10 protein-coding genes are annotated in these 10,476 nt (G+C 71.9%); 5 read left to right on the top strand and 5 right to left on the bottom strand.

Annotation, left to right across the window (positions count from 1 at the left end; translation table 11 throughout):
* The coding region (locus CTZ28_RS45930; RefSeq protein WP_183154908.1) for a cbb3-type cytochrome c oxidase subunit I at window positions 1-460 on the bottom strand (460 nt) is incomplete at its 3' end.
* A 320-nt stretch (window positions 461-780) separates the two neighbouring features.
* Here CTZ28_RS45930 and CTZ28_RS45925 point away from each other — a divergent pair.
* A complete protein-coding gene (locus tag CTZ28_RS45925; protein ID WP_121895900.1) occupies window positions 781-2,394 on the top strand; it encodes a sensor histidine kinase in 1,614 nt (537 codons plus the stop codon).
* An 8-nt stretch (window positions 2,395-2,402) separates the two neighbouring features.
* Here the strand turns inward: CTZ28_RS45925 and CTZ28_RS45920 are convergent, their stop codons facing one another.
* Complete coding sequence (locus CTZ28_RS45920; protein ID WP_121895899.1) at window positions 2,403-3,122, bottom strand: response regulator; 720 nt, start codon at window positions 3,120-3,122, stop codon at window positions 2,403-2,405.
* Window positions 3,123-3,727: 605 nt separating this feature from the next.
* Here CTZ28_RS45920 and CTZ28_RS45915 point away from each other — a divergent pair.
* Window positions 3,728-4,678: an acyl-ACP desaturase gene (locus CTZ28_RS45915; RefSeq protein ID WP_259472113.1), complete on the top strand. Its 951-nt coding sequence runs from the start codon at window positions 3,728-3,730 to the stop codon at window positions 4,676-4,678.
* 32 nt (window positions 4,679-4,710) lie between these two features.
* Here CTZ28_RS45915 and CTZ28_RS45910 read toward each other — a convergent pair whose 3' ends face one another.
* The gene (locus CTZ28_RS45910) at window positions 4,711-5,496 is read right to left on the bottom strand and encodes an SseB family protein (protein WP_121895897.1); all 786 of its coding nucleotides are present in this window, start codon (window positions 5,494-5,496) and stop codon (window positions 4,711-4,713) included.
* Window positions 5,497-5,717: 221 nt separating this feature from the next.
* Between CTZ28_RS45910 and CTZ28_RS45905 the strand changes: the two genes are divergently transcribed.
* Together CTZ28_RS45905 and CTZ28_RS45900 are read left to right on the top strand one after the other, a co-directional pair.
* Entirely contained in the window at window positions 5,718-6,503 is a 786-nt protein-coding gene (locus CTZ28_RS45905; protein WP_121895896.1) for an AraC family transcriptional regulator, read from the top strand.
* Between the two features lie 149 nt (window positions 6,504-6,652).
* Window positions 6,653-7,828, top strand: coding sequence for a 4-hydroxybenzoate 3-monooxygenase (locus CTZ28_RS45900; RefSeq protein ID WP_121895895.1), 1,176 nt, complete (start codon window positions 6,653-6,655; stop codon window positions 7,826-7,828).
* Between the two features lie 109 nt (window positions 7,829-7,937).
* On the opposite strand, the gene CTZ28_RS45895 is transcribed toward CTZ28_RS45900, so the two are convergent.
* Both CTZ28_RS45895 and CTZ28_RS45890 read right to left on the bottom strand, forming a co-directional pair.
* Window positions 7,938-8,588 (bottom strand): vitamin K epoxide reductase family protein, encoded by a 651-nt coding sequence (locus CTZ28_RS45895; RefSeq protein WP_121895894.1) that lies wholly within the window; start codon window positions 8,586-8,588, stop codon window positions 7,938-7,940.
* On the bottom strand, window positions 8,585-9,175 hold the full coding sequence (locus tag CTZ28_RS45890) for a hypothetical protein (RefSeq protein WP_310887663.1): 591 nt from the start codon (window positions 9,173-9,175) through the stop codon (window positions 8,585-8,587). Before CTZ28_RS45890 ends, CTZ28_RS45895 begins: the two co-directional genes overlap by 4 nt.
* A 358-nt stretch (window positions 9,176-9,533) precedes the next feature.
* On the opposite strand from CTZ28_RS45890, the gene CTZ28_RS45885 reads away from it, so the two are divergent.
* Window positions 9,534-10,031, top strand: coding sequence for a pyridoxamine 5'-phosphate oxidase family protein (locus CTZ28_RS45885; protein WP_121895893.1), 498 nt, complete (start codon window positions 9,534-9,536; stop codon window positions 10,029-10,031).
* Window positions 10,032-10,476: the final 445 nt, after the last annotated feature.

Raw genomic sequence — 10,476 nt, 5'->3', positions numbered from 1 at the left:
CGTCCGGCGTGAAGAAACCGAACGCCGCGATCGACGAACCGAACAGGAACAGCCAGAACGCCAGCATGTTCAACCGCGGGAACGCCACATCCGGCGCACCGATCTGCAACGGCATGATCCAGTTCGCAAAACCCGTGAACAACGGCATCGCAAACATCAACAGCATGATCGAACCATGCATCGTGAACGCCTGGTTGAACTGCTCGTTCGACATGATCTGCAGACCCGGCCGCGCCAGCTCCGCACGCATCAACAACGCCAGCACACCACCGACAACGAAGAACACAAACGCACTGACCAGATACATCGTCCCGATCCGCTTGTGATCCGTCGTCGTCAGCCAGTCCGCCCACGACGGTCTTCCCGTCGCTCGCTCGCCCTGTCCGGCGTCCTCCCCGGCCTCGGGGAGCACGGCCTTCGGCCTCACGGTCCCCACTCTGTCCATCTGTGCCTCGTCCACCGGACGGCGTCCTCCCAGTTGCTCATGTCGATCACGAACCGGGAAGCTCCGCACGCGCGGGAACGGACCTGCCGCTTCCCGGCCCGCCACATGATCGGCCGCGGGGCACCCGGGCCCGATAGGGTCGAACGGCCCCTGTCAAGACCCCCGTTTAGGGTCCAACGGCCCCACTTCGCACCGCCGGGCGGACAAGGCACGACAGGCGGTGGCCCCCGTGCGTACGCTGCTGAGCACAGACTGGTCCAGGAACGGCTGGAATGTCCGAATCAGAACCCCAGGCGGCGGTGCCGTCACACCCTCGGCTCGATGTGCCGGACCGGATGCACGGACTCCTCGACGCGGTCACGAACATCGGGCGCGGCCTCGAACTCCCGCAGGTCCTGCGGAGCATCGTGGAGGCGGCGGTCGCCCTGACCGACGCCGAGTACGGAGCGCTCGGGGTGATCGGCGACCAGCAGCGGCTGTCGCAGTTCCTGCCGGTGGGCATGGCGGCCGACCTCGTGGCCCGGCTCGGCCAGGCCCCGTGCGGGCGCGGCATCCTCGGCGAACTGATACGCCACCCGCTCCCGCTCCGGCTGACGGACCTCACCCGCCACCCGGCGAGTTACGGCTTTCCCGAGCACCATCCGCCGATGCGTACGTTCCTGGGGGTGCCCATCCGCGTGCGCGACGAGGTGTTCGGCAACCTGTATCTGACGGAGAAGCGTGGCGGCACGGGCTTCGACGCCGACGACGAGGCCGTGCTGACCGCGCTGGCCAACGCGGCCGGGGTCGCCATCGACAACGCCCGCATGTACCACGAGAGCCGGCGCCGGGAGCAGTGGCTTGAGGCGCTCGGCGAGATCACCCGCAGCCTCCTCGCCGGGACCGAGGTACGCGAGGTGCTGCGGCTGGTCGCCCGGCGGGCCAGCGAGGTGGCCGACGCCGACCAGGCCGTCGTCCTGCTCCCGGCCCGTACCGACGCCGAGCTGCTCACCGTGGAGGTGGCGCACGGGCCCGACGCCGAGCGGGTCCAGGGGCTGCGCCTCCCCGTCCGCGGATCGCTGGCCGGGCTGGCCGCCCGCACCGGTGCGCCCGTGGCCACCGCGGACATCGCCGGCGACACACGAGCCCACCCGCTCGGGGACCGGGCGGCGTACGGCGCCGCCGTGGCGGTGCCGCTGCCCCTGGACTCCTCGGCGTGCGGCGCGCTGCGGCTGAGCCGGCGCACCGGCCGGGCCGCCTTCGACGACACCGAGGTGGCCCTCGTCTCCCGCTTCGCCGACCAGGCCGCGATCGCCTGGGAACTCGCCCGGCGCCGCGCCGAGTCCGAGGAACTGTCCGTGATGCAGGAACGGGACCGCATCGCCCGCGACCTGCACGACCTCGCCATCCAGCGGCTCTTCGCCACCGGCATGACCCTGCGGAGCGCCACCCGCGGCATCGACCGCCCGGACGCCGCCGACCGGGTCTCGCGCGCGGTGAAGGACCTGGACACCACGGTCCAGATCATCCGCTCCACCATCTTCGAGCTGCGCTCCGCCGGTGACGACCGCGGCGGGCCTGGGCTGCGCCGCCGGCTGCCCGAGACCGCCCGGCTGGCCGCCCAGTCCCTCGGCTTCAGCCCGTCGCTGCGGATCGACGGACCGGTGGACTCCACCGTCCCCGCCGACGTGGCCGAGCAGGTGCTCGCCGTGACCGCCGAGGCCCTCAGCAACGTCGCCCGGCACGCCCGAGCCCATCGAGCGGACGTCGTCCTGACCGTGCCGACGACCGGAGACAGGCTCACCCTCACCGTGACGGACGACGGGGTCGGCCTGCGCGGCGCCGAGCCCACCGGCGGGCTGGCCAACCTGCGTTCCCGCGCCGGGCAGTACGGCGGCACCCTGACCGTCGAGCCCCTGGCCGCGGGCGGCACCCGGCTCGTGTGGCAGGTGCCCCTCCCCGCCGACTGACCGGTGGTCTATCGCCGGGGGGCCTGCTGCTCCTTCAGCCGCCCCGCGAGCAGCGCCGCCTGGACCCGGCGGCCCACGCCCAGCTTGGCCAGGATGGACGAGACCCGGTTCTTGATCGTCTTCTCGGCGAGGAACAGCCGCTCGGCGATCTGCCGGTTCGTCAGACCCTCGCCGATCAGCTCCAGGATCTCCAGCTCGCGGGGGGACAACCGCTCCAGCTCGGCCGAGAAAGGCACGGGTTCCGGCTCGGGCTGCGGGGCGCGCAGCCGCGCCATCACCCGCGCCGTCGCCCGCGGGTCCAGCAGGGACTCCCCGCTCGCCACCAGGCGCACGGCGGTCACCAGGTCCGAGCCGTCGATCCGCTTGAGCACATACCCCGCCGCCCCCGCCATGATCGCGTCGAACAGCGCCTCGTCGTCGTCGAACGACGTCAGCATCAGACAGGCCAGCTCCGGCATCCGGGCCCGCAGCTCCCGGCACACCTCGACCCCAGCGTGGTCCCCGCTGCCGCCCTCGCCGAGCCGCACGTCCAGCACCGCGACGTGCGGACGGACCGCGGGCACCCGGGCCAGCGCCTCCCGCGCGGTCACCGCCTCCCCGGCCACGACGATGTCCGGCTCGGCCTCCAGCAGGTCCCGCACCCCGCGACGTACCACCTCGTGGTCGTCCAGGACGAACACCCGCAGCGGTGCGGCCGGGGCAGGAGCGGGGACGCGGCCGCTGTGCATACGTGCTTCCACGGATCACCAGCCTAGGTCCTGTCGTCAAACTCCCGTCGTCCGCCCGGAGGGCGTGCCCTGCGGCGTCGTGGGGGAGGGACCGGCTGCGCTGTCCACCTCACACAGGACCGACGGAACCCGGTACAGCTCGCACCGCGGCCGGGCGCACCCCTTCCGCGGACCCGCTCCCCCGGGGCGGGCAGGGCCGGAGCACCCGTACGCACCGCCGATGGCTCGACCGCGCGTCGCGTACGGCCCGTACGGGCAGCCCGTCCCTCCGGACGTCCCTCAGCGCAGGCGGGCCCGTGCCTCGACCCGACCGCGCGCGGCGGCAGCGGACGGCGCGTTCGCTCTCGGTCCCCTCTGCGGACAAGAGGGACCACCGCCGGTGAACGCGGCCCCGTTCCTGATCGGCGCCGGTGCCGTCGGCCGCATGGTCGCCGCCGACACCGGCCGTGCTCTCCAGTGGAGCGGCCCCGAAGCCGGCACCCCGCGCGCCGCAGCCGGACGGGGAAAGGGTCTTTCGGCCCCAGACGTGTCCGGCCGGTCGAACCTACGGTGGCGTCACCTACGGAACCGTAGGTTCGATTGACATGCCCGAAAGTTGGAAACCCGTGAGTCTCGCCCGCCCGAAGCGAACCGATGCCGAGCTGCTCCAGGACCTGGAGGAGGTGGTCGAGCGGGAACTCAACCGCCATCTGCGGGTCTTCCGGGAGTGGATGCCGCACGAGTACGTGCCCTGGAGCCGGGGCCGGGACTTCGACGGGCCGCTGGAGGGACAACCGTGGTCGCCGGAGCAGTCCCCGCTGACCGAGGTGGGCCGGGTGTCCCTCGTGGTCAACCTGCTGACGGAGGACAACCTGCCCAGCTACCACCACGAGATCGCCACCCTGTTCGGCCGGGACGGCGCCTGGGGCACCTGGGTGCACCAGTGGACGGCCGAGGAGGCCCGCCACTCGATGGTGCTGCGCGACTATCTGCTCGCCTCCCGCGCGGTGGACCCGGTGGCACTGGAGCGGGCCCGGATGACCCACATCGGCAGCGGCTTCGTCTCCGACAACCGGCACTCCCCGCTGCACACCGTGGCCTACGTCGCCTTCCAGGAACTGGCCACCCGGATCTCCCACCGCAACACCGGCCGCTCCTCCGGCGACCCGGTCTGCGACCGGATGCTGGCGCAGGTCGCCAACGACGAGAACCTGCACATGATCTTCTACCGCAACCTGCTCGCCGCCGCCCTCGAACTGGCCCCGGACCAGGCCATGCAGGCGATCAACGAAGTGGTCTGCGCCTTCCGCATGCCCGGCCACGGCATGCCCGGCTTCGAACGCGCCGCAGTCGAGATCGCGCTCGGCGGCATCTACAACCTCCGCGTCCACCACACCGACGTACTGCTGCCGGTGCTGCGCCACCTGAAGGTGATGGAACGCGGCGACCTGGGCCCGGACGGACTCAAGGCGCAGGAGGAACTGGGCGTGCACCTGGCCGAGTTGGACGCCCAGGCCACCCGGTTCGACGAACGGCGTGCCGCGATCCTCGCCCGCCGCGCCGCGACAAAGGGCTGAACCGCCCGGCGGGGACGTCCGGTTGAGGTGTGTCAGTCGCGGGAGTACAGGGGCGGCGCCGACTCGCTCACGTACCCGGGTACGACCACCACGTTCAGGCCGTGGTCGACGCGGATCCGCAGGAGCGGGTCCGCGGCGAGGTCGGCGGCCAGTTCGTACACCGCCCCGGCCACCCCCTCCTCCGCGACACCCGAGACGGGGACGCCCGAGGAGAGGACGCCCGAGACGGGGACGACGACGAGCCGGGCGTCCGCGTCACCGCCGTCGGGGAGGAGGTACGCGCGTCGCACCGCCGGATGGCGGGCCAGTACCGCACACAGCGCGGCGGCGACCTCGGGATCGCGCAGGGGCGGCAGACAGGCCCTGCGCTCGGCGACGGCGCGCAGGGCGGCCCCGGACAGCTCGTAGAACACCGGCCCGGACAGGTCGATCAGCACCGTCTCGGCCTGCGCGGACCAGGCCGCCTCGACCGCCTTGCAGGCCGGGACCGGGGCGGGCCGTGCGTCGGCGCGCCACCGGTGCAGGGCCTCAAGACCGGTGAAGGCGGGCAGTCCGCGGCGGCCGTCCGGCAACTCCAGCGTCGCCACGGCCATGTCGCTGGTCTTCTCGCGCTTCAGGCCGTCCGCGGCGGGCTCGCTCTCGCCGAGCACGGCGACGATCGGCACCAGCAGCCGGGCGTCCGCGAGCAGGGCGAGCAGCTGGGTCTCCGCCGCCTCGGAGGGGTTCGCGGACCACGCGGCCAGCGATGCGGCCAGGCGCGGATCAGCCGATCCGTCGTCTCCCGCGAAGCCCGGATCAGGGATGTTCTTGCATTCCACCCCGCGAACCTAACCGGGCGCGACCGTCATGGGCAGGGCCGTACGGCCCTGGCGGCGCTGCCCGTTCCTCAGCGGGCCGCCGCACCCGCGGGCACGGCCGTCACCGGTCCCGGGAGCAGCGGGCTTGTCCGAGGCTCGTTCCCCGCGGCGGGAGAGTCCGATGCTCGAGGACGGTTCTCGGGCCCGCCGCAGACGCCGTACCGCCGGTAGACTGACGGCCGATGCCGGAAACCCGCCAGCCGTCCCCGCAGCCCTCGACGCCATGGCCGACGACGCCTTGGGGCGGAGGCTGGATACCGCACGGCTACCACCTCGCCCCTCACTCCCACCCGCAGGGCCAGTTGGTGTACGCGGCCGCCGGCGCCCTGGCCACCGCGACCGAACGCGGAACCTGGGTCGCCCCGGCCCAGAGGGTGACGTGGACGCCACCCGGATTCGCCCACGCGCATCGCTTCTACGGCAGGACCGACGTCCGCCTCGTCGTCGTCCCGGTCGACCTGTGCGGCGAACTCGTGGCCCACCCCAGCGTGTTCGCGGTGAGCCCCCTGCTGCGCGAGGCCCTCCTGGCGCTGACCGATCGGCGCGAGGTCCGCCCCGGCGCCCATCAGCGGCTGCTCGCAGTGGTGATCGATGAGCTCGCCGAGACCCCCGAGCAGTCCCTGCACCTGCCCGAACCCCGCGACGACCGGCTGCGTGCCGTCACCGATCTCCTGCACGCCGATCCCGGCCGGACCGCGACCCTGGCCGAGCTGGGACGCGTCGCGGGCGCGAGCGAGCGGACCCTGAGCCGCCTGTTCCACACCGAGCTGAGCATGAGCTTCCACCGCTGGCGCACCACCCTGCGCATCCACCACGCCCTGGCCCATCTCGCCGACGGCCGGTCCGTCACCGAGACCGCGATGGAGTGCGGGTGGTCCAATCCGTCGAGCTTCATCGACGCGTTCACCGAGGTCGTCGGCCAGACCCCGGGTCGCTACCAGGCGGACCTGCGCCACGACACGAAGTGACCGTCCCGGCCTCGGCGTCATCTTGGCGGGTTTTCGGCACCAGGCCTCCATTCACCAGTGGGCGGCGACCGCCACAAGGCCCACAGTGAGGGAAAGCGCGCCGCACCACCCGGTCGGCGACACTTTCTTCAAGGAGGCCCGGAAAACACATGGTTGAAACGAGTGAGAGCACTTCCGTTGTCATCGTAGGCGCCGGGGTGGCCGGACTTACGCTCGGCAATTTCCTGCTGCGCAGCGGTGTCGAGTGCATCATTCTGGAAAAGCACAGCCGTGCGTACGTCGAGCGACGGCAGCGGGCCGGGACCGTCGACAGCTTCGGGGTGCGTATGTTCCGCGAGTGGGGACTCGAAGGGGTGGTGAAGGACGACTCCCTCCCGGAGGTCGCGGGCGGCATCTGGATCGACGGAGAAGAATGTCCGATCGATTTCGACGAGGACGACAACAACGACAGCGTCTTCTGCCCTCAGCAGATCCTCGTCCGCAACCTCACGGATGTCTTCCTGCGCGGCGGCGGCGACCTTCGCTTCGAGGCCGTCGACGTGTCCCCGGCGGACATGCACAGCGAGCGTCCCCTTGTGCGCTATCGGGACACCGCCGGCTCCACGAAGGTCATCAGCTGCGATCTCATCGCCGGCTGCGACGGCTTCCATGGCGTCAGCAGGGCGTCCATACCCGCCGACGCCCTCACATGCCACTCCCATGAGTACGGATATTCCTGGCTCAGCGTCATGGCCGAGGTCCCGGCGAATCCCTCAGGCATGGCGATCCACTCCCGTGGCCTTGCCGGAATGATCCCCCGCGGCGCGCACGCCAGCCGTCTCTATCTCCAGTGCCCGGTCGACGCCACCCTTTCGCAGTGGCCGGACGAACGCGTCTGGAGCGAAATGGAAGCTCGTTTCGGCACCCCCGTGTCGACCGGCCGGATCATCGACAGGCGGATCGTGCCTCTTCGGTGCGTGGTGTACAGCCCGATGAGCTACGGCAGGCTGTACCTGCTCGGGGACGCGGCGCACATCGTGCCCCCGATGAGCGCGAAGGGAATACATCTCGCCCTCCACGACGCCGAGGTGTTCGCTCGTGCCGTCATCCAACGGAACCGGCAGGACGATTCGACTCTGCTCGACAGCTACTCGGAGACCTGCCTGCGCCACATCTGGAACTATCAGGCATTCGCGGCATGGATCACCGAGCTCATGCACAACGCCGGTGACGCGTCCTACGCAGGGGAGTTCCGCAAGCAGATCGCCCGAGCGGAACTGGAGCGCCAGTTCAACTCCCCCACGGCGAACCGCCTTTTCAGCGAGCTCAGCGCGGGGGTGAACTAGCCTCGCCCTGTCGCCGGGTCGGTCGGCCCGGCCCTGCGTGCTCCCCCGCGCCGGTGACGGCACCGCCGTGTCCGGGGAACCGCGGTGCCGCACATGCGAGTCGGCGTGCTCAGAGCAGTGTCTGCCAGTAGTCCCACCAGCGCGTGGCGATCAGCATCACGATGGCCAGGTACCAGGTGACCGGCACCGCCCAGTGGAACTCCCGCACCCCGGCCACCACGGTGCGGGGCGCGCGGATGATCCCGTGCCGCAGGTTGTGCACGGTGACGTACCAGAGCATCGCGATGGTGGCCGCCCAGGCGAGGCAGCACCACAGGCACAGGGCGCCGATCTCGTACAGCGCCTGCGTCATCAGCCACATGCAGAATCCCGCGCCGAACAACGTGCCCGCGTTCAGGCCCAGCCAGAACCAGCGCTGGAAACGGGCCCCGGCGAGCAGCGCGAACCCGACGGCGACCACGACCGGGTAGGTGAGCAGCCCGAGCATCGGATTGGGGAAGCCGAACACGGACGCCTGGGCGCTCTGCATGACGTTCGTGCAGGACACCACCGGGCTGAGGTTGCACGAGGGAGAGAAGTGCGGGTCCCGGAGCAACTGGAACTTGTCGATGGTGATCACGAAGGAGGCGAGGATGCCGAGCGCGCCGGACACGATCAGCAGCCAGGCGAGGGCGCGCGAGGCACCGGTGGCGCCCTCCGCGGTGATCCCTCGTCCGTCTTTCCCGGTGAGGTGGTGTGCGATAGCGGTGGTGCTGGTCATCGAGGTCGGTCCGCCTTGCCGATGGTCCGAGTGGGCGCCGGGCCCACGGTGGTCGAGAGGTGGCTGCTGCCGCGTGGGCGGCGACCGGCGTCCCGCGCCGGTCCGCCGGGTATCGCCTCGCGGGCAGCGCCCTTCGGCCACACGACCTCCACCGGAACGCCGTGGGCACGGGCGTACGCCACCAGGTGCGCGGTGGCGTCACGGCCGGTGGACGGCGAGCCGTCCCACACGGCCAGCAACCGGCCGCAGTCGGCGATCATCCGCTCGTCCGCGGCCACACACGCGTCCCGGTCGGCAGGGTCGTACGCCAGCGGGTGCACCTGCTGGGCGAGGGACACCAGCTCCCCGACCGCCGCCCGGTCCCGCTCCGGCAGCGCCGCGGGCGCCCTCCCCTGCGCGGGAGTCACCACGACCAGTTCCCGCCCCGCCGCCCGCACCGCCCGCCCGAACGCCACCGGCACACCGGCCCCGGCCCGCGCCAACGCCGGCCTCCGCTCGGGAAGTCGCTCCAGTGCCGCCCGCAGCTCGGCCTCCACCGACTCCAGGGTGCCCGGAGTCAGGTCGGCATGCCCGACCGCCGCGATCATCTCCCCGCTCGCCTCCCCGCCATCCGGCGTTCTTCCTTCCGTCGTCGCGGTACGCGGCCCCGCCCGGGCCTCGCCCGTGCGCGGGACCGCTGCTCCGAAACCCACGGGCGGGGCCACAGCACCACGAGCGGGACCGCTGGATCAGTGAAGTCAGTACGCGGGGCGGTCAGCAAGGGCCGAACGGCCCTGGCACAACATGTTCGAGAGGCTTTCCATGGAGGCCGTCAGACCTGCCAGCGGCCCCGGCCCCGGCCCCGCGCGGCAGACAGGTACCGCCGTGCACGAAGGACACGTCCTCGATGGCAACGCAGTCCCGTAACGGGATCGGTAGCACCGCGCACCGCAGGGCGGCCGCGCTGTGAGAGACGAAGCCGCCCGCCGGTTCGTCGAGGCCCGTGGGCACAGGACGGCGCGGGACACCGGTCGGCGGCGCAGCGTCGACGTGTCACCGGAGGAGGCCCTGCGCCTGCTCGGCAGCGTGCCGGTGGGGCGGATCATCTTCACCCGGCACGCGCTGCCCACCGCCCGCCCGGTCAACCACGTCCTCGACAACGACGACATCATCATCCGCACCCACGAGCGCGCCGCCCTGGTCTCCCACGCCCGGCAGAACGGCGGCCACGGCGTGGTCGTCGCCTACGAGGCCGACGACATCGACCCGGTCAGCCGCACCGGCTGGAGCGTGGTCGCCACCGGCTACTGCCGCCTCGTCACCGACCCCGAACAGGTGGCCCGCTACCAGGAGATGCTGCACCCCTGGTCGGACCAGCACATGGACCACGTCGTACGCATCCGCCCCGACCTGATCACCGGCGTCCGGCTGATCGCGGTGGCCGGCGACGGCGGGGAGTCGTGAGAGCGGCGCGCGCCGAGGGCTCGGGCGGAGGAGAAGACGTACTCCGCCCGAGCCGTGCGCTGGGCCCGGAACCGCGAACCGGCCGCAGCGGGGACCACCCTGAGGTGATCCGCATCCCGGCACAGTCAACCCGACCACACCCCACCCGCAACAGGGCCGTCCGGCCCTCGCGGACGAACGCCGTACGCACCGCCCGCCCGAGTTCCGGACGCGCCGTGGCTGTCGGTGTCACGGCGCCGGACACGACCGGTCCCTCCCCGTGGTGTCGGGGAGGGACCGGTCGGCCTGTTCAGAGAGGTTGTGCGGGGCCGGTCAGAAGGCGGCTCCGGCGTTACGGCGGCGGCGGATCAGGAGGAAGCCGCCGAGGGCGGCCGCGGCGGCCGCGCCACCGATGGCCGGGTCGATGACCGGGACCGGGGGAACCTCGGTCGGCACGCAGGAGTTG

Source organism: Streptomyces shenzhenensis, assembly GCF_003688995.1.
In the GTDB taxonomy this organism is placed as follows: domain Bacteria; phylum Actinomycetota; class Actinomycetes; order Streptomycetales; family Streptomycetaceae; genus Streptomyces; species Streptomyces shenzhenensis_A.
Note: the sequence above shows the minus strand (reverse complement) of the source record. Positions and strands in the feature narration are given on the sequence as shown.

What these genes read in the sequence shown, in the direction of transcription:
- CTZ28_RS45925 (WP_121895900.1), top strand. Translation starts at nt 781, where the DNA reads ATGCACGGACTCCTCGACGCGGTCACGAACATCGGGCGCGGCCTCGAA.
- CTZ28_RS45920 (WP_121895899.1), bottom strand. Translation starts at nt 3,122, where the DNA reads ATGCACAGCGGCCGCGTCCCCGCTCCTGCCCCGGCCGCACCGCTGCGG.
- CTZ28_RS45905 (WP_121895896.1), top strand. Translation starts at nt 5,718, where the DNA reads ATGCCGGAAACCCGCCAGCCGTCCCCGCAGCCCTCGACGCCATGGCCG.
- CTZ28_RS45900 (WP_121895895.1), top strand. Translation starts at nt 6,653, where the DNA reads ATGGTTGAAACGAGTGAGAGCACTTCCGTTGTCATCGTAGGCGCCGGG.
- CTZ28_RS45895 (WP_121895894.1), bottom strand. Translation starts at nt 8,588, where the DNA reads ATGACCAGCACCACCGCTATCGCACACCACCTCACCGGGAAAGACGGA.
- CTZ28_RS45890 (WP_310887663.1), bottom strand. Translation starts at nt 9,175, where the DNA reads ATGATCGCGGCGGTCGGGCATGCCGACCTGACTCCGGGCACCCTGGAG.